We start from the raw sequence: 18,068 nt of genomic DNA, 5'->3' as shown, positions 1-18,068 counted from the left end.
CCCGGCAGAGCCGGGGGCAACGTCATGATCTCTTGCGCAGACCGCGAGAGCAATCAGGAAACCTTGAGGTTCTCCGCGGATGCCTTGCCGCGGTTCTCCACGAGGTCGTATTCGACCACTTGATTTTCATTAAGGGTCGAGAGTCCGGCGCGCTCGACGGCGGAGATGTGGACGAAGACGTCCTTATCACTGCCGTTCGGCTTGATGAACCCATAGCCCTTGGTCGGGTTGAACCATTTGACGGTGCCCTTTTGCGGCATCCTCAGTCTCCTCCGCTAGATACAAAAACGACGCGGCCGCTTTTCGCGTGCCACGCCACAAACGGGCCTCCGGTAGTCTGTTCGAGTCTTGAGTTCAATGTCGCGAAACGCACAGTCGAGCGGCCAATTCCGATTGTGTCCGATATTGCAACATGAAAATCGCCCGTTAGCAAGCCGCGCGCGAATTTCAAGAGCCCGACCGGAGCGCCCGTCCGCAATTTGCGACCTGTGGCCGCGGAACCACAATCGGAAGCAATGCCTTTGCCTGGACGCGCCAGCCGGTTGACCCTCAGTAACAGTTCGGCACAAATCGCGGCACGCGTGCGCCGCTCCTGTTGCATTTTTGCGCGCCGCCCTTTGCTTCGGGATTTGTCGCCATGTGCTGCACGTCGCAGCCCTCAGAGACACGGCAGGCGATCAGGCTGAACCGCGTCCGTTGGATCGCGGCTGCCGCGGCGTTTGCGCTCATCATGGTACTGTCGACGACATCAGGCTTTGCGCAAAGTCCGACGCCTACGCCTACGCCTACGCCTACGCCGACCCCGACACCCACGCCGTCACCGACGCCGATTCCGATGCCGACCGCGACCAATTACGACCAGTCGGCCGGCAACAGCGCGCTCAATCTCGGCTCGAATTTCCTGGAGCGGCTCGGCAGCCAGGCTTCTGGCGGCGTCAACCGGGCGTTCCGGACCAATCCCGGCGGCGGCGGCGCATCGGCGGGCGCGGAAGATCCGCGCTACCGTACCTGGTTCGAGGGCTACGGCATCTCGGTCCGGACGGATGCGCAAGGAGACTTTGTCGGCGACAAGCGCAAGACGTTTGGCGGTGTCGCAGGTTTCGGCGCGCGGCTCGCGCCGGGTGTCAATCTCGGCTTCTCCGTCGACCAGAGCCACACCGACATCGACGTGCCGCTCGCACTTCAGTCCGCGACGCTGGACCTGACGCAACTCGGCTTCAGCGGCTCGGTCGACAAGGGTCCCTGGACCTGGGCGTTCGCGGTGGTGCACGGCTTCGGCAAGGTCCGCTCCAGCCGGGACACCGGCCTGGGACTTGCGACCGCGGGTTATCGCGCCGCAGTCGACGGCGCGCTGACCGAGATCAGCTATTACTGGACCAAGGATCAGATGCGCATCGTGCCCAAGGGTGCACTGGAATATGTCCGCGCCACTAGCGTCGCGTTCCAGGAGGTTGGCGGCCTCGATCCACTCAATGTCGGCTCGACTGCGCTCTCGCGCGCGCGCGTCATGATCGGAGCCGAGATTGGACGCTACTTCATCTTCGACCAGAAGATCCTGGACCTGTCCGCTTATGGCAAGTTCGTCGACAATTTCCATCAGAACCTGGGATCGGTGCAGGTCAGCCTCGGGACCCAGAGCATCGTCGTGCCCGGCATCGGCGAGAGCCGCTACGGCACGGATGCCGGCGCCTCGGCCTCGCTCAGCCTGACCAACACGGCGCGGCTCTACGTCAATTACGACGGCAAGTTCCGCAACGAGCTGACGTCGCACCAGGGCACGGTCGGCTTCGAACATCGATGGTGAGGCGAAGCCTGCCCGCGTCGGCCCAGAGGAGGATCCGGAAAACTGCGACGCGGTTTTACGAAAGGATCATGCTCGAGTTTTAAGTCGGCATTGCCGCGACATAGCCCGTCAATCCAAAACCCTCGCGCGCGGCCGTCATCATCGGCGCCAGCGCGTTCGGGTGGATGAACTCGTCGCGGAAACAGGGATGGATCTTTGGATCGAAGATTTTCTTCAACCAATCGACCACGATCTTGTGGCGCTCGGAGGCGCGGAACTCCTTGTGATAGGTGAGCCAGAGATCGGCGTGGTGGCTGACGCCGAGATCGACGGCGACGAGCGGGGCGCCGAGCGCGATCGAAACTGTCGGCAGGAATCCGATGCCGGCGCCGCGCTCCACCGCGTAGAGCACGCCGACCGAGGAATTGGTCTTGATCCCGACGATGCCCTCGAGCGACTTAAGTCCGAGCACGCGGGCATAAGCGCCGTCGTCGACCTGCGGAGCGCTCTGCTTGATGATGCGGTGGTTCTTCAGCTCGGCCAGGCTCGCCGGCACGCCGTAGAGGTTTTCGTACTCCTTGGACACGAAGGGATAGATGTGCAGCCGGCCGAGCTTGGCGACGATCAGATCGGGATTGGTCGGCGGCTCGAGCTGGATCGCGATATCGGATTCGAGCCGCGCGACGTCGGCCTGTTCCATCGCGCAGCGCAGGTCGACGGTGATCTTGCGATAGGTCTTCTGGAAGTCGATCAGTCGCGGCAGGATCCAGAAATTGCCGGGACCTTCGGTCACCGCGACCCGCACGGTGCCTGACATATCGTTCGACGATCGCGAGGCTCGCCGGAACACGTTGAAGGCATGACGCTCCATGTGCGCGACGTCGGCGATCATCGCGCTGCCTTCGTCGCTGAGCGTGAGCCCGCTCTGGTCGCGCAGGAACAGCTTGCAGTCGATGCTCTCTTCGAGCCGATCGATCCTGCGCATCAAGGTGGTGGAGGTGAGCCCGAGCTCCTCGGCGGCGTTGCGGAAACTTTTATATTTTGCGCAAGCTAAAAACAGTTTCAAATCGTCCCAGGACATGTCCAGGGCTTCTTCACGGTGCTGCATTATCGCAGCACCCCGGTGCAATAACTGCTGCATACGCCTGATCCCCAGCCGCTAAGCTCTTGGTCATAGCGGGGCACGAAAGCCGCGAACGATAGAGGGGTGACATGGGTATGGAAAGGGGCTCGTTTGCCGAAAGGCATGATTTCGACGCGCTGCCGCTCAGTCCGGATGTCGACGTCCGTCGTGCCCAATTTTCCGAAATCGCCGCGCTTTCGCAGCTGGCGCACCGGCTGGTGCCGGGCGTTCGGATCGGGGCGACTGAGCTTGCAAAATATTTCGCCTTCGATCCCGAGAGCATCCTGACTTTCAGCCGGAAGGGCAAGCTCGTCGGCGGCATGGCCTTCCTGTTTCTCAACGATCGCGGGCATGATGCGCTGCTGCTCGACGAGATCTGCCTCACCGCGCCCGAGACGTGCCATCTCGCGTCCGCGAAGGAAGACGTTTCCGCCATCTACATCTGGGCGATCGCGGCGACGGGGCGCGGCGTCGCCGGTCTCGGCAAGGCCGCGGCTCATCTTAGACAGCTAAGGTTTCGCAACGCGGATTGCTATGCGCAGCCGTCAACCGTGGCCGGACGCGATATCATGAAGGCGACAGGCTTCGAGCCTGTTCCAAGCTTCCAACCCGACCTCTGGTGCTACGAGCGGCCCTGGCATCGGCAGCCGATGCGCATGCCGGGCGCGATCATCCAAGCAAGGAGTTTTGCAGATGCACGGTACTAGGATTCCTCTCGCGAAGCCCGATTCCCGCGCCATCACCATTCGCCTCGCACGCGATCTCAGCGATCTCATGCTGGTCACCTCGATCCGCTCAGCCGTCTATCTCGCCGAGCAGGATTGCCCGTTCGACGAGGAGTTCGACGGGAACGACATGGTCGCCGCGCATTTCATCGGCTATGTCGGCAACGAGCCTGCGGGCTGTCTACGGGTGCGGTTCTTCGGCGATTTCGCCAAGGTGGAACGGCTTGCGGTGCGGCACCAATATCGGCGCTCGCGGGTCTCATTCAAGCTGGTACAGGCGAGCGTCGACTATGTGAAGCGCAAGGGCTTTCGCAAGATCTACGGCCAGGCGCAGGACCGGCTGGTCGATTTCTGGGCTCATTTCGGGGCCAAGCCGCTCGGTCACAATCGCAAGATCACCTTTTCCGACTTCTCCTACACGGAAATGCTGCTGGAGATCGAACCGGGCCCGGATGCCATTACGCTGGACAGCGATCCGTACGTGATCATCCGCCCCGAGGGCGATTGGGACCGGCCGGGCGTGCTCGACGCCTCGGCAGGACGGGCCGTGACGTCGCCGCTGCGGGACGTCGCGCTCGCTGGCCGTTGAAACTGCTGCAGCTGCGCGCAAACCCATGCTGGTTTCCGTCACAGACGATCCGCCGATCCTGGTCTGCGCGGATCTCCAGGTCGAATATCTGACCCCCGGACGTCGCCACGTCATCCTCGACGGCGATGCCGCCACGGCGCGCTGCGTGGAACTGCTGACGCTGTGGCGCGACAATCTCTGGCCGGTGATGCATCTGAAGCGCATCGCGCAGGCGGCCTGGTTCAATCCGGCATCCAGGCTGACCGATTGGATCGCGGAGGCGAAGCCGCGGCCGGGAGAAATGACGTTCGAGCACCCGCTGCCGTCAGCCTACAGTTCGTCGCGGTTTGTGGACTACATGTCCAATATCCGCAATGTCCGTTGCGTGCTCGCTGGCTTTTCCCTGGACGAAACTGTCTTGGCCACCGCTATCGACGGGTTTCACCGCAGCCATCGCTTCCAGGTGGTGGCCGACGCGGTGGCCTGCCGGCAGCCGGGGACAGGCGATGCTGCCGCCTACAAGCATGCAGTAGTGAATGTGATCGGGAATTTTGCTACAATCCAGTCCAGCGCCGAGCTGATCAGAACTAGCGGCGCCGTTGCGGTGTAGGCGGCCGCGATCGACGGATGGAGTGGGACATTGTCACGGGGAGATCAGCTCGAGGAGCTGGCAAGCGACCTGTCGCGTGCCGCCGAGGCGGCGCGCCGTCTTGGTCTGCCCACGACGGTGTATCTGCTCTCGATGGCGCTGGTGGAGGTGCGGGAGGCCGCTGCGGCCGATGGCGATGGGAATGACGACGGCGCGGCGTGACAGCTGCCCGATGTGCGGCTTTGTGCAACGCTGGTGAGCGCTTGCTGCCGACGAATTGACGTTGCAAGTTTTGCGCGGTGGCAATAGCCAAGGAGCTGGATCATCGAGTGATGACGCTGGCCGCGCCGGCGACGTGACGCTTTCAAGGATGCCCGCAAATGTCCATGTTGCCCAATTCGCAAGAGGCCCGGGATGTGGCCTATCAGCTCCATCCCTACACGAACGCGCGCGCCCATCAGCAGGCCGGTCCCCTGGTGATCGAGCGCGGCGAGGGCCCCTACGTGTTCGATGCGTCGGGCAAGCGCTATTTCGAGGCGATGGCAGGCCTGTGGAGCGTCGGGCTCGGCTTCAACGAGAAGCGGCTGGTCGACGCCGCGCACAAGCAGATGCTGGCGCTGCCATTCTATCATACCTTCTCCGCCAAATCGCACGGGCCCTCGATCGATCTCGCCGAGAAGCTGGTCGCGCTTGCGCCTGTGCCGATGAGCAAAGTGTTCTTCACCAACTCCGGCTCGGAGGCCAACGACACCGTTCTGAAGTTGATTGCCTATCGCTCCAATGCGCTCGGCCAGCCACAGCGCAAGAAGGTGATCAGCCGGATGCGCGCCTATCACGGCGTTACCATTGCGTCCGCCAGCCTCACCGGCCTGCCGAACAACCACCGCTCTTTCGACTTGCCGCTCCCGAACATCCTGCACACGGGCTCGCCGCATTTCTACAAGGACGGCGCGCCCGGGGAGAGCGAGGAAGCCTTCGCGACGCGGCGAGCCGAGGAGCTCGATGCGTTGATTCAGAAGGAAGGCCCGGACACGATCGCGGCGTTCTTCGGCGAGCCGGTGATGGGCGCGGGCGGCGTCATCGTGCCGCCGGCGACCTATTGGGACAAAATCCAGAAGGTGCTGAACAAATACGACATCCTGTTGGTCGCGGACGAGGTCATCTGCGGCTTCGGTCGCACCGGTAAGATGTTCGGCTGCGAAACCTACGGCATCAAGCCCGACGCGATCGTGGTCTCCAAACAGATCACCTCGAGCTATTTCCCGCTGTCGGCCATCATGATGAACGATCGCATGTTCGAGCCGATCGCCGATGAGAGCAACAAGATCGGCGTGCTCGGCCACGGCTTCACCGCGGGCGGCCATCCGGTCGGCTCGGCGATTGCGCTGGAGAATTTGAAGATCATCGAGGAGCGGGGACTGGTTGCGCACGCCGCCGAGCTCGGTGGCTACATGCAAGGCAAGCTGCGTGAACTCACCAGTCATCCGCTGGTCGGCGAGGTCCGCGGTGTCGGCATGATCGCAGCGATCGAACTGGTGCTGGATAAGGCGCGCAAGACCGCGGCGGCAACGCCGGGCGCCGTCGGCGGCATGGCCAGCCGCATGCTGCAGGAGCGCGGCGTGATCTCGCGCAACATGCTCGACGCCATCGCTATCTGCCCGCCGCTGATCGTCACCAAAGCTCAGATCGACGAGCTGGTCGCGGCGATTTCAGGTGTGCTTGATGACATGAAGCCGGAAGTGGCGAAGCTGACGCCGGCGTAAGGGAAGCGTCAATGCAGGCGGAGCGTTCCGCCGCACCCACCCTGTTGTCCCGGCGAAGGCCGGGACCCATACCGCGAGGTCTCTCGATGGGGATGGTAGGAGCCCCGAACGACGAGTCTTCGCCAAACTCTTCCCTGGGGTGATGGGTCCTGGCTTTCGCCAGGACGACGCTGGGGAGAGATGGCGGCCTATTCCGCCCGCTGAACCCCGATCACGCGGCCTTTCTCGACCGCCAGCGCCAGCTCGCCGCGCTTCAGTTTCAGTGCGGCCTCGCCGAACAGCTCGCGGCGCCAGCCGCGTAATGCCGGCACGTCGGCCTCGTCGTCGGCCGCGATCTCCTCGAGATCGTCGACGGTCGCAATCACCTTGCTGGCGACCGCATGGCGCTCCGCGGTCATGCGCAACAGCACCTTCAACAGCTCGACGATCGCGGCGCCATTGTTATTGTTGCGCGGCTTTTCCAGCTTCGGCAGCGTGGCGTGATCGCGCGCCAGGCCGCGCTCGACGGCGGCGACGATGTCGGCGCCCCATTTGGATTTCTCAAAACCCTTCGGCACCGAGCGCAGGTTCGCGAGCTTCTCGATCGTGTTTGGCGCGTGGGTCGCGATGTCGCTGACGGCCTCATCGCGCAGCACGCGGCCTCGCGGCACGTCGCGGCTTTGCGCCTCCTGCTCGCGCCAGGCGGCGACCTCCATCAGGACCGCGAGGTCCTTGGGCTTGCGCACCCGCGTCTTGAGCCGTTCCCAGGCGCGCTCGGGGTGGAAGTCGTAGGTCTTGGGCGAGGTCAGGACCTCCATCTCGATCGAGACCCATTCGCTGCGGCGGCGCTTCTTGAGGTCGGCATCGAGGGCTGCGAACACGTCGCGCAGATGCGTGACGTCGGACACGGCGTAGTGCATCTGCTCCTTGGTCAGCGGCCGGCGCGACCAGTCGGTGAAGCGGTGAGTCTTGTCCGGGCGGTGTCCGGTGACCTTCTCGACCAGCGCGTCGTAGGCGATGCTGTCGCCGTAGCCGAGCACCATGGCCGCGACCTGGGTGTCGAACACCGGATGCGGGATGATGCCCGCCTGATGCCAGATGATCTCGATGTCCTGCCGGGCGGCGTGGAACACCTTCAGCACGGCCTCATTGGCCATCAGCTCGAAGAACGGCTTGAGGTCGATGCCCGCCGCCAGGGTGTCGATGACGATCGCTTCCTCGGCGCTGGCCATCTGCACCACGCACAGCAGCGGGTAATAGGTGGTCTCGCGCAGGAACTCGGTATCGACGGTAATGACGGGGTGCTTGGCCAACCGGCTGCAGGCAGCCGCAAGGTCAGCGGTGGTGGTAATCAGATCCATGAACGGCCCATGACAAGTCCATCAGCCGTTCTGCCGAAAGCGCTGTGATGTCAAGGGGCTCGAAGCGAATTCGAGCCTTGCATTTGGGCCGGAATCGCATTTACCGACGAAAATCCTATTCGTAGCGGACCCGCCGGGAGGGTTTGCGCGTACAAGGCAGGGCCACCACGACCACGCACATGGCGACCAAGGCCAGTCCCAGGAACTCGAAAACCAACAGATCCACAGCAAAACCCCTCAGAAACATTGCTAAACTTGTCTGGGGCGAATTGAGGGTCTGTTAATTCTCGTGGTTACCGGCGGAAGGCCGGGCCGGATGGTGGACGCGGGGTTAACGGGCGCGCCATGCCGTGCAGCGTCGTGGCATCCGGCGTCAGGTCATGAGCTTCGGCAGGGCGGCCGCCAAGGCGTCCACGGCGGCGCGAACTTTCGGCGGCATCCGGGGCGAGCGGGGCCAGAGCGCATGGCAGTCGTAGAGGAATCCCGGCTGACCGCTCAACAGATTGATGAGTGTACCGGCGCGTAGGCGTTCGCGGACCAGCCAGTATGGCAGCCAGGCCAGTCCCATCCCCTGTGTCGCGGCATCCGCAATCGCATCGAGATCGTCGAACCTGAGCCTTCCCGCCGGCATGATTTCGCTCGGAGGCTGGCCCTTGCGGGGAAACAGCCACGGCCGGACGCGTCCGGAGCGGCGATAGATGATCGCCTGATGCTGGGCAAGATCGTCGAGCGATTTCGGCTTGCCGTTGGCGCGCAAATACGAGCGCGCGCCGCACACCACCATGCGCTGGCTTGCGATGCGCCGCGTCTTCAGGCCGGATTGATCGTGCAGATCGCCGGTCCGGATCGCAAGATCATAGCGGCCCTCGATGATGTCAGCGATCGGGTCGCCGAACGAGAGATCGAGCTCCAGATCGGGATATCGTCGCGCAAGCTTCATCAGCAAGGGGGCGATGCAGTGCCGGCCGAGCAGGGCGGGCATGGTCACGCGGAGCCGGCCACGCGGCTCGGACAATTCGTCGGAAGCGACGGCGTCGGCGGCCTCGGCTTCAGCGAGCACAGTGCGGCAGCGCTCGTAATAGGCTTGGCCCGTCTCGGTCAAGCTCTGGCGCCGTGTGGTGCGGTTGAGGAGGCGGACGCTCAGGCGCTCCTCGAGGAAACGAACGTGCTTGCCGACCATTGGCCCCGACATTTCGAGCGCATCGGCGGCGGCGGCGAACGAACCCACATCGACCGCCTTGACGAAGACGGCCATGCTGGTCAGGCGGTCCATGATTGCAAACTCCTGGTTTCGACTGTTCGCCCCTCTGAACCCTTTATCCAGTGCCGCCCGGTTGCCATAGCTCCATTCAATTCAATTGTTTTGGAGTGTGTTCATGGCGCGCGTCGTTCGCTTCCACAGACATGGTGGCCCCGAGGTGCTGCGCATCGAGACCGTCGACGTTGCGCCGCCAGGGAGGCGCGAGGTGCAGATCAGGGTCAAGGCCCTTGGGCTCAATCGTGCGGAAGCGCTCTTGCGGAAGGGGACCTATATCGAGACCGCGACGTTTCCGTCCGGCCTTGGTCTCGAGGCCGCGGGCATCGTCGAGGCGATCGGCGAAGCCGTGAGCGGCTTTTTGCCGGGCGAGGCCGTCAGCATCGTGCCGCCCGTGTCGATGGTGCGATGGCCCGCTTATGGCGAGCTCATAACGTTTCCGGCGGAGTTCGTCGTGAAGCACCCGCCCGAGCTCGGCTTCGACGCGGCGGCCGCGGTATGGATGCAATATCTAACGGCGTTCGGCGCTCTGGTCGATATTGCTGGGCTAAAGCGAGGGGAGGCGGTGGTTATTACGGCGGCGTCGAGCAGTGTCGGGCTTGCAGCAATTCAGATCGCGAACCGGATCGGTGCGATCCCGATTGCAGTGACGCGAACCTCGATCAAGCGGCAGGCCTTGCGCGATGCTGGCGCCGCCGACGTCATCGCCTCGGTGGAAGAGGACATCCGGTCGCGCCTGGAGGACATCGTCGGCTCAAACGGCGTTCGCGTGGTGTTCGATGCGGTCGGCGGCCCCATATTTGAGCCGCTCACCGCCGCGATGTCGCCGGGTGGCGTTCTCATCGAATATGGCGGCCTGAGCCCCGAGCCGACGCCATTTCCGCTTTTCAGCGTCCTGACCAAAAGCCTGACGCTACGCGGCTATCTCGTGCACGAGATCATCCGCGATCCCGCGCGGCTTGCTAAGGCGAAGACCTTCATCCTCGACGGGCTGCGGGACGGTGCATTGCAGCCGATCATCGCCAAAACGTTTCAGTTTGAGGAGATCGTCGAAGCGCATCGCTATCTGGAGTCAAACGAGCAGTTCGGCAAGATCGTGGTAACGATTGGAGGACCGTAGGGTGGGTTAGCCGAAGGCGTAACCCACCACTTTTCTCACACGCGGAACTGCCTTGGTGGATTACGCCTTCGGCTAATCCACCCTACGAAGCTTCGAAGCCCTTACGGCAGCTTCAGCGACGTCTCCGCGTTGTACGGCTTGAGCGTCTCGTCCGCGGCCTTCTGGGCGGCCACGAGCGCTTCCTTCGGCTGCTTCTTGCCGTTGAGGACGAGCATGACCTCGTCCTCCAGCGTCTTGCGCACGGGTACGGTCTTGTAGGTCGCAAACCACGGTTTTGCGACCTCGAGCTGCTCGACGGCGGTCTTGGCGTCCGGGTTCTTGTTCAGGAATTCGACCATGTCGGGCGTCTTGTAGGCGGCCATGTTGGGGGCGAAATATCCGGTGGCGCGGCTCCACCAGCCGCTCTTCTCGGGCGAGGTCATCCACTTGATCAGCGTCCATGCGGCCTTCTGCTTGTCGGCTTCCTGGCCCGCCGGAACGATCAGCGAGGCGCCGCCGATCGGCACGGCGTTGCGGACGTTGCGCGGGATGAAGGCGACTTTGTAGGCGAACTTGGCGTTGTCACGCACATAGGTCAGCGAGCCCGTCGAGAGCATCATCATCGCGGCATTGCCGGAAATGAAGGAGGTGCTGACGGCCGGGCCAGGCGTCGCGCCGGGCGGGTGAACCTTGTGCTTGGTGACGAGGTCGTTCCACCAGGTCAGCGCGCCCAGCATCGAGGGCGTGTCGTAATAGACCTCGCCGCCGAACTCCTCGTTGTAGTAGCGCCCGCCATTGGTCATGGTGAGCGTTTCCATCATCCAGCCGCAATAATCGTAGGCGCACGGGATCGCGATGCCCCATTGGGTCACCTTGTCACCCTCGCGCTTGGTGAGCTTCTTGGCCCAGTCGGTCAATTCAGCCCAGGTCTGCGGCGGCTTGCTCGGATCGAGGCCCGCTTCCTTGGCCTTGTCGGCGTTGATGTAGAGCAGCGGCGTCGAGTTATGGAATGGCACGCCGTAGACTGAGCGGTTGATCACCGCGTTGCCCTGCAGCGCCGGAAAGAACTGGCCCAGAAACTGCTCCTTGGTGGTGCCGTCGGCGGCGATCAAGGGATCGAGGTTGGTGAGCTCGTTCTCGATCTGCATATCGAGCAGGAAGTTCGCCGACATGATCACGGCAGCCGGCGGCTTGCCGGCCTTGATCGAGGCGCGCGTCTTGATCAGCGTGTCGTCATAAGAGCCGGTGTAGACGGCTGTCGCCTTGATCGCGGGATGGGTCTCGTTGAACTCCTTGATCAAGGTGCCCATGTCGCGGGCGAGCTTGCCGTCGACGGGGACGGGGAAGAACAGGTCGATCTCGGTCGGGCCTTCGGCCAGCGCCGGGAAGGTGAGGGCGCTTGCCAAAGTGCCTGCAATGGCAAGGCCAAGCATGATCCTGCGGGAAAACAGCATCGAGAAATCTCCTATTTGATGCCTGAGGTGACGAAAGAGCTGATGAAGCGTTTCTGGAAGATCAGGAAGGTGATGAGCAGCGGTGCGATCACCATCAGCGTGCCGGCGGCGATGGTGCCCCAGGCCTGCGTGCCTTCCGCGGTCGCGGTGAACACCGAGAGTCCCACCGTGAGCGGCCGCTTGTCCGGCGAGTTGATCACCATCAGAGGCCACAGGAAGTCGTTCCAGTGGCTGGTCACGGAGATGATGGCGAAGGCCGAGAAGCTCGGCATCGACAGTGGCACGTAGATGTGGCGGATGCGCTGGAGCAGGCTGGCGCCGTCGATCAGGGCAGCGTCTTCCAGCTCGGTCGGGATAGCCTCAAACGCTTGCCGCATCAGGAAGGTGCCGAAGGCGGAAGCGAAGAACGGCATCATCACGCCGGTGAGCGTGTCGTAGAGGCCGAGCTGCGCCACCAGGCTCAAATTGGGCACGATCAGCAGCACCGGCACCAGCATCAGCTGCATCAGGAACAGATAGAAGATCAGCGATTTTCCGGCGAAGTCGAGCCGGGCAAAGGCAAAGCCCGCCAGCGTGATCGTGACGACCTGCACCAACAGGATGCCGGTGCAGATCATGATAGTGTTGAGGGTGTAGCGCGGGAAATCGCCGATCTCCCAGGCGTCCCTGATATTGTCGAGCGTCGGCTTCAGGCTCGGCATCAACTCGGCCATCAGATTGATGCCGTCGGATGCCGGGCGCAGCGTCGCCACGCCCATCCACAGGAACGGGATCAGCCAGACGACCGCGAGCAGCACGGTCAGCGCAAAGCCGAGCTTTGGCGTGATCTCGCGGCGGGTGGCGAGCGGGGCGTCCTTGAAGAGCTTACCGATCAGCTTCATGCCCCGCCCTCGCGGTTCGCCATGGTCCGGAAGGAGAGCGCGGTGAGGCCCATCAGCGCCGCAAGCGTCAGCAGTGTCGCTGCCGAGGCCTTGCCGATGTCGTAGTGCTCGACCGCCTGCTGGTAGATGTAGAACAGCACGAGATTGGTCGCGTTGGACGGCCCGCCTTTGGTCATGACGAAGACGTGGTCGACCTGCGTGACCGCGTTGAGTGTGGCGATGACCGTGACGAACAGGAAGGTGGGCTTGAGCTCGGGCAGGATGATGTGGCGCAGCCGCTGGTACGGCCCTGCGCCGTCCAGATGGGCGGCTTCCATGACATCTTCCGGCACCGCCTGGAGGCCGGCCAGGAAGAACAGCATGTAATAGCCGGCGTTCTTCCAGATCGTGATGACCATGATGGCATAGAGCGCGATGTCGGAATCGCCGAGCCAGTTCGGCAGCACCGGCAGGAAACGGCCGATGTAATAGTCGAGCAGTCCGACATTGGGCAGAAAGATGAACAGGAACAGCGCGGAGGCCGCGACCATCGGGATCAGCACCGGCAGGAACAGCGCGGCGCGCAGTGCACTGGTCAACGCGTTGGTGCGCGACAGCGCCAGCGCGAACAGCAGCGCGAGGCCAATGCTCGGGATCGCCGTGCCGACGGCATAAACGAGATTGTTGACGACCGCGCCGGTGAAGGCGGGGTCAGCAAGCACCGCTGCGATGTTGTCGAGACCGACGAAACGAACCGGCGCCCTGGGCGTGGCGCGCTGATAGAGCGCGTCGACGAGGACGCGGCCCATCGCACCGTAGGTGAACAGCGCGAGGAACACGAGCGAGGGCAGCAGCAGCAGATAGGCGGGCAGGGAGGTTTTGAAGCGGTGAGAAAACCGATTCAGGATATGCAGGCGCGGCGGCGCCGAGGCCGCGACCGGGAGAGCCGCGGGTTCTGCGAAGCTCATCTCATCGCGCCGGGAAATTGAGCGCATAGTCGCGGCCGTCCACTCCCGCCGGTGGCTCGAAGGGAAAGCGCAGACTGGTGTCGAGGAAGTCGTGGCTGTGCACGACCAGGTTCTCGCCGTCGATCAGCACCACGCCGTAGGCCGGCGGCTCGTGGCTGGCGAGATGCTCGGCCGCGGCAGCGTCGAGCTCGAACCAGACCTGGTGGTTTGTGCCGCGAAGCGTCGAGAACGGGATCTTGCCGTAGCTGCCGAAGATCGGCCGGTGCACGTGGCCGAAGAAGAGGTGGCGGATGCGCGAGCGATAGGGTGCGATCACCTCGGCGAATTCGGCGCTCTGTGCCAGCGAGATTTCGTCCATCGCATGGACGCCGACCGTGAACGGCGGATGGTGCATGAACACGACGAACGGCATGTCGGCCGGCGCGGCCGCGAGCGTGCTCGCGAGCCAGCCGAGGCGCTTGGCGCACATCTCGCCGGCATGGCTGGTCTCGTCCAGCGTGTCGAGGAAGACGAACAGCCCGTGCTCAGTGGTGCGGGTGCCCTGCACGAAGCCGTTGGGATCGCGCGGCGCCGCCTTCAGGCTATCGAGGCAGGTGACGCGGCGATCGTGGTTGCCGACCATGGCGATGTAGGGGATTTTCAGCGCCGCCATTGCGTCGGTGAAATTGGCGTAGGATTCAGCCTCGCCCCAATGGGTGAGGTCGCCGGTCACGACCGCGAAGGCCGCGTCGGCGTGATGCTTGTTGATGTCGGCAATCGCAGCATCCAGTCGGGCGCGCGGGTCGAGGCCATAGAGCTTCAGCCCGGGATTCGCGAGATGCGTGTCAGTGATGTGGATGAACTTGAAAGGCATGGCACTTGTCAGGATCGTTGGAGGGTGGGCGCCTCCGGCAAGACGACCCTGACAGGCCGTTAGAGTGCGAGTGTTTCAGTTTGATGACAGCGGTTCCGGTGGCGCGAAGGCGTCCACAAGCTCGGCTTAGTACGCCTTCGGCTAATCCACCCTACGCACCGAGTTCGTCGCTACGTCCCGCAAAACGTCTGCAGCACCCGCTGGTCCGGCAGCGGGGGATCGGCGTAGGCGGCGTAGTCCGGCTGGTCCTCGAACGGCTTCGCCAGCACCTTCACCAACTCCTCGAACGGCGCGTAATTGTCATCATTTACCGCCGCCTGAATTACGGCCTCGACGCGGTGATTGCGCGGGATGAACATGGGATTGACGGCATGCATGGCGGCCTGCCGTTCGGCTCCGGTTTGCGGCTCCAGGACCGTGCGCTCGCGCCAACGTCCCGCCCAGTCGTCGAACGCGTCGGGGTCCATGAACTGCGCGCGGACGTCGGCGATGCCGGTCTCGTCAGCCGCAGCATCACCAAGCTTGCGGAAGGTGAGGGTGAAGTCGGCCTGGTTCTTGGCCATGGCATCCAGCAGGTCCTGGATCAGCACGTCGTCGCCGTCGCGGTCCGTGAACAGGCCGATTTTCTTGCGCAGGCCCGCCTGATAGGTGTCGCTGAACGTCTCGGAGAAGGCGCCGAGAATGTCCTGGGCCTCGGCAACCGCCTTTTCCTGATCGTCGGAGAACAGCGGCAGCAGGCATTCGGCAAGCCGCGTCAGATTCCACAGCGCGATGCGCGGCTGGTTGGCGTAGGCATAGCGGCCCATCTCGTCGATCGAGGAAAACACCTGCGACGGATTGTAGGAATCCATGAAGGCGCACGGACCGTAATCGATCGTCTCGCCGGAGATGGAAGAGTTGTCGGTGTTCATCACGCCATGGATGAAGCCGACAAGCAGCCAGCGTGCGACCAGTTCGGCCTGGCGCGCGACGACGCCGGACAGCAGCGCGTGATAGGGCCGCTCGGCGCCAAGCAGCTCCGGATAATGGCGGGTGATGACGTGGTCGGCGAGCCGGCGGACCGCCTCGGTGTCGCGGCGGGCAGCGAAGAATTGGAAGGTGCCGACGCGGATATGGCTCGAGGCGACGCGCGTCAGCACCGCGCCCGGCAGCGCCGTCTCGCGCAGCACATGTTCGCCCGTGACGACGGCCGCGAGCGAGCGCGTGGTCGGAATGCCCAGTGCGAACATCGCCTCGCCGACGATGTATTCGCGCAGCACCGGCCCGAGCGCGGCACGGCCGTCGCCGCGGCGGGAGAACGGGGTGGGGCCCGAGCCCTTGAGCTGGATGTCGCGGCGGATGCCGTCCTTGTCGACGACTTCGCCGAGCAGCACCGCCCGTCCGTCGCCGAGCTGGGGCACGAACTGTCCGAACTGGTGGCCGGCATAGGCCATGGCGATGGGATCGGCGCCGGCGGGAACCGTCTTGCCCGCCAGGATTTCGGCGCCTTCAGGGGTCTCCAGCACATCTGGATCGAGCCCGAGCTGGACCGCCAGCGGCCGGTTCAGCTTGATCAGCCGGGGCGCCGCCACCGGCGTCGGTGCGACCCGGGCGAAAAAGCTGTCCGGCAGTGCCGAATAGGAGTTCTGGAACGGGAAATGGACTGTCATGACCTCAAGATAGGGGTGGAACGCCTGATGGCAAAGGCTTGAGCCCAGATTGGGCAAAAATGGGCACTTCCAGCCGAAAACGGGCCGTTCCCTTGGTTGCCGCCCCCGTCCTCCCGAGGTAAACCCTGCCGCAACTTTGGACCGGCCGTTTCGGCGGTTCGATTCGATCCTCCGACATTGAATTTGGGACGACCATGCATCGCTACCGGTCACATACATGCGGCGCGCTCCGCGAGAGCAACATCGGCGAGACGGTCCGCCTTTCGGGCTGGGTCCATCGCGTTCGCGACCATGGCGGCGTGCTGTTCATCGACCTGCGCGACCACTACGGCCTGACCCAGTGCGTGGTCGATCCGGACTCGCCGGCGTTCTCGCAGGCCGAGAAGCTGCGTTCGGAATTCGTGGTCAAGATGGATGGCAAAGTCCGCCGCCGCCCCGAAGGCACCGACAATGACGATCTGCCGACCGGCAAGATCGAGATCTATGTCAGCGAGATCGAGGTGCTGGGCCCGGCCGGCGACCTGCCGCTGCCGGTGTTCGGCGACCAGGAATACCCTGAAGACATCCGCCTGAAGTACCGCTTCCTCGACCTCCGTCGCGAGAAGCTGCACCAGAACATCATGACGCGCGTCGAAATCATCAAGTCGATGCGAAGGCGGATGGAGGGGCAGGGCTTCTTCGAGTTCAACACGCCGATCCTGACCGCGTCCTCGCCGGAGGGCGCGCGCGACTTCCTGGTGCCGTCGCGCATCCATCCCGGCAAGTTCTACGCGCTGCCGCAGGCGCCGCAGCAGTACAAGCAGCTCCTGATGATGTCGGGCTTCGATCGCTACTTTCAGATCGCGCCCTGTTTCCGCGACGAGGACCCGCGCGCCGACCGCCTGCCGGGCGAGTTTTATCAGCTCGACGTCGAGATGAGCTTTGTCACGCAGGAAGATGTCTTCGCCGCGATGGAGCCTGTCATCACGGGCGTGTTCGAGGAATTTGCCAAGGGCAAGCCGGTGACCAAGGGCTGGCGCCGGATTCCTTTCGCCGAGGCGCTGCGCAAATACGGCAGCGACAAGCCGGACCTGCGCAACCCGATTGAGATGCAGGACGTCTCCGAACACTTCCGCGGCTCCGGCTTCAAGGTGTTCGCGCGGATGTTGGAGGACCCCAAGAACCAGGTGTGGGCGATCCCGGCGCCGGGTGGCGGCTCGCGCGCCTTCTGCGACCGCATGAATTCATGGGCGCAGGGCGAGGGACAGCCGGGCCTTGGCTACATCATGTGGCGCGAGGGCGGCGAGGGTGCCGGTCCGCTCGCCAACAACATCGGTGCTGAGCGCACCGCCGCGATCCGCGCGCAGATCGGCGTGAAGGAAGGCGATGCCGCCTTCTTTGTCGCCGGCGATCCCGACAAGTTCTGGAAGTTTTCAGGGTTGGCCCGCAACAAGGTCGGCGAGGAGTTGAACCTCACCGACAAGGAGCGGTTCGAGCTGGCCTGGATCGTCGACTTCCCGATGTACGAGTACAACGAGGAGGACAAGAAGGTCGACTTCTCGCACAACCCGTTCTCGATGCCGCAGGGCGGTCTCGATGCCTTGAAGGGCCAGGATCCGCTGACCATCAAGGCGTTCCAGTACGACATCACCTGCAACGGCTACGAGATCGCCTCGGGCGGAATCCGCAACCACGTGCCGGAAGCGATGGTGAAGGCGTTCGAGATCGCAGGGTACGGCGAGCAGGAAGTCGTTGATCGCTTCGGCGGCATGTACCGCGCCTTCCAGTACGGCGCGCCGCCGCATGGCGGCATGGCCGCCGGCGTCGACCGCATCGTCATGCTCTTGTGCGGCACCAACAATCTGCGCGAGATCTCGCTGTTCCCGATGAACCAGCAGGCCATGGACCTCCTGATGGGCGCGCCGTCGGAGCCCAGCCCCAAGCAGCTCCGCGAGCTGCACGTGAAGGTGAGCCTGCCGCAGAAGTGAGGCTGTCTCCACAGCGTCATTGCGAGCGAAGCGAAGCAATCCAGAATCTTTCCGCGGAGTGGCTCTGGATTG

17 protein-coding genes are annotated in these 18,068 nt (G+C 63.8%); 8 read left to right on the top strand and 9 right to left on the bottom strand.

The features are described from left to right. Positions 1–53: 53 nt before the first annotated feature. Positions 54–260 carry a cold-shock protein gene (locus BRA1253DRAFT_RS05380; RefSeq protein WP_007591938.1) on the bottom strand — a complete coding sequence of 69 codons (207 nt, stop codon included), beginning with the start codon at positions 258–260 and terminating at the stop codon, positions 54–56. 377 nt (positions 261–637) lie between these two features. On the opposite strand from BRA1253DRAFT_RS05380, the gene BRA1253DRAFT_RS05375 reads away from it, so the two are divergent. Beyond that, entirely contained in the window at positions 638–1,804 is a 1,167-nt protein-coding gene (locus BRA1253DRAFT_RS05375) for an autotransporter outer membrane beta-barrel domain-containing protein (RefSeq protein WP_007591933.1), read from the top strand. 79 nt (positions 1,805–1,883) lie between these two features. On the opposite strand, the gene BRA1253DRAFT_RS05370 is transcribed toward BRA1253DRAFT_RS05375, so the two are convergent. Continuing rightward, positions 1,884–2,924, bottom strand: a complete 1,041-nt coding sequence (locus tag BRA1253DRAFT_RS05370) for a LysR family transcriptional regulator (protein ID WP_007591923.1) — start codon at positions 2,922–2,924, stop codon at positions 1,884–1,886. A gap of 71 nt (positions 2,925–2,995) precedes the next feature. Between BRA1253DRAFT_RS05370 and BRA1253DRAFT_RS05365 the strand changes: the two genes are divergently transcribed. The 5 genes from BRA1253DRAFT_RS05365 to BRA1253DRAFT_RS05350 all read left to right on the top strand — a co-directional run bounded on the left by BRA1253DRAFT_RS05365 (position 2,996) and on the right by BRA1253DRAFT_RS05350 (position 6,551). Continuing rightward, the gene (locus BRA1253DRAFT_RS05365) at positions 2,996–3,613 is read left to right on the top strand and encodes a hypothetical protein (RefSeq protein ID WP_007591921.1); all 618 of its coding nucleotides are present in this window, start codon (positions 2,996–2,998) and stop codon (positions 3,611–3,613) included. Continuing rightward, positions 3,600–4,220: a GNAT family N-acetyltransferase gene (locus BRA1253DRAFT_RS05360; RefSeq protein ID WP_007591919.1), complete on the top strand. Its 621-nt coding sequence runs from the start codon at positions 3,600–3,602 to the stop codon at positions 4,218–4,220. Before BRA1253DRAFT_RS05365 ends, BRA1253DRAFT_RS05360 begins: the two co-directional genes overlap by 14 nt. Before the next feature lie 25 nt (positions 4,221–4,245). After that, positions 4,246–4,809 carry an isochorismatase family protein gene (locus BRA1253DRAFT_RS05355; RefSeq protein WP_007591916.1) on the top strand — a complete coding sequence of 188 codons (564 nt, stop codon included), beginning with the start codon at positions 4,246–4,248 and terminating at the stop codon, positions 4,807–4,809. A 30-nt stretch (positions 4,810–4,839) separates the two neighbouring features. Beyond that, positions 4,840–5,010 carry a hypothetical protein gene (locus BRA1253DRAFT_RS44320; protein WP_007591915.1) on the top strand — a complete coding sequence of 57 codons (171 nt, stop codon included), beginning with the start codon at positions 4,840–4,842 and terminating at the stop codon, positions 5,008–5,010. A gap of 158 nt (positions 5,011–5,168) precedes the next feature. Continuing rightward, a complete protein-coding gene (locus BRA1253DRAFT_RS05350) occupies positions 5,169–6,551 on the top strand; it encodes an aspartate aminotransferase family protein (protein ID WP_007591914.1) in 1,383 nt (460 codons plus the stop codon). A 188-nt stretch (positions 6,552–6,739) separates the two neighbouring features. On the opposite strand, the gene rnd is transcribed toward BRA1253DRAFT_RS05350, so the two are convergent. Next, a complete protein-coding gene (gene rnd / locus BRA1253DRAFT_RS05345; protein WP_007591909.1) occupies positions 6,740–7,891 on the bottom strand; it encodes a ribonuclease D in 1,152 nt (383 codons plus the stop codon). Positions 7,892–8,264: 373 nt separating this feature from the next. Continuing rightward, entirely contained in the window at positions 8,265–9,164 is a 900-nt protein-coding gene (locus BRA1253DRAFT_RS05340) for a LysR family transcriptional regulator (RefSeq protein ID WP_007591906.1), read from the bottom strand. 103 nt (positions 9,165–9,267) lie between these two features. Between BRA1253DRAFT_RS05340 and BRA1253DRAFT_RS05335 the strand changes: the two genes are divergently transcribed. Then, positions 9,268–10,266 carry a zinc-dependent alcohol dehydrogenase family protein gene (locus BRA1253DRAFT_RS05335; RefSeq protein ID WP_007591905.1) on the top strand — a complete coding sequence of 333 codons (999 nt, stop codon included), beginning with the start codon at positions 9,268–9,270 and terminating at the stop codon, positions 10,264–10,266. 101 nt (positions 10,267–10,367) lie between these two features. Here the strand turns inward: BRA1253DRAFT_RS05335 and BRA1253DRAFT_RS05330 are convergent, their stop codons facing one another. The 5 genes from BRA1253DRAFT_RS05330 to BRA1253DRAFT_RS05310 all read right to left on the bottom strand — a co-directional run bounded on the left by BRA1253DRAFT_RS05330 (position 10,368) and on the right by BRA1253DRAFT_RS05310 (position 16,029). Beyond that, a complete protein-coding gene (locus BRA1253DRAFT_RS05330) occupies positions 10,368–11,699 on the bottom strand; it encodes an ABC transporter substrate-binding protein (RefSeq protein WP_007591904.1) in 1,332 nt (443 codons plus the stop codon). Positions 11,700–11,710: 11 nt separating this feature from the next. After that, the gene (locus BRA1253DRAFT_RS05325; protein ID WP_007591903.1) at positions 11,711–12,580 is read right to left on the bottom strand and encodes a carbohydrate ABC transporter permease; all 870 of its coding nucleotides are present in this window, start codon (positions 12,578–12,580) and stop codon (positions 11,711–11,713) included. Next, positions 12,577–13,527, bottom strand: coding sequence for a carbohydrate ABC transporter permease (locus BRA1253DRAFT_RS05320; protein ID WP_035992818.1), 951 nt, complete (start codon positions 13,525–13,527; stop codon positions 12,577–12,579). Before BRA1253DRAFT_RS05320 ends, BRA1253DRAFT_RS05325 begins: the two co-directional genes overlap by 4 nt. A 1-nt stretch (position 13,528) precedes the next feature. Beyond that, a complete protein-coding gene (locus tag BRA1253DRAFT_RS05315) occupies positions 13,529–14,380 on the bottom strand; it encodes a phosphodiesterase (protein ID WP_007591896.1) in 852 nt (283 codons plus the stop codon). A gap of 170 nt (positions 14,381–14,550) precedes the next feature. Further along, the gene (locus BRA1253DRAFT_RS05310) at positions 14,551–16,029 is read right to left on the bottom strand and encodes a YdiU family protein (RefSeq protein WP_007591895.1); all 1,479 of its coding nucleotides are present in this window, start codon (positions 16,027–16,029) and stop codon (positions 14,551–14,553) included. A 194-nt stretch (positions 16,030–16,223) separates the two neighbouring features. Between BRA1253DRAFT_RS05310 and aspS the strand changes: the two genes are divergently transcribed. Further along, positions 16,224–17,996, top strand: a complete 1,773-nt coding sequence (aspS, locus tag BRA1253DRAFT_RS05305) for an aspartate--tRNA ligase (protein ID WP_007591888.1) — start codon at positions 16,224–16,226, stop codon at positions 17,994–17,996. The last annotated feature ends 72 nt before the right edge of the window (positions 17,997–18,068 follow it).

Origin of the sequence: Bradyrhizobium sp. WSM1253 (assembly GCF_000244935.1) — a bacterium.
Taxonomy (GTDB): Bacteria; Pseudomonadota; Alphaproteobacteria; order Rhizobiales; family Xanthobacteraceae; genus Bradyrhizobium; species Bradyrhizobium canariense.
The sequence above is the reverse complement of the archived record's forward strand: the minus strand, read 5'-3'. Positions and strand labels throughout refer to the sequence as shown.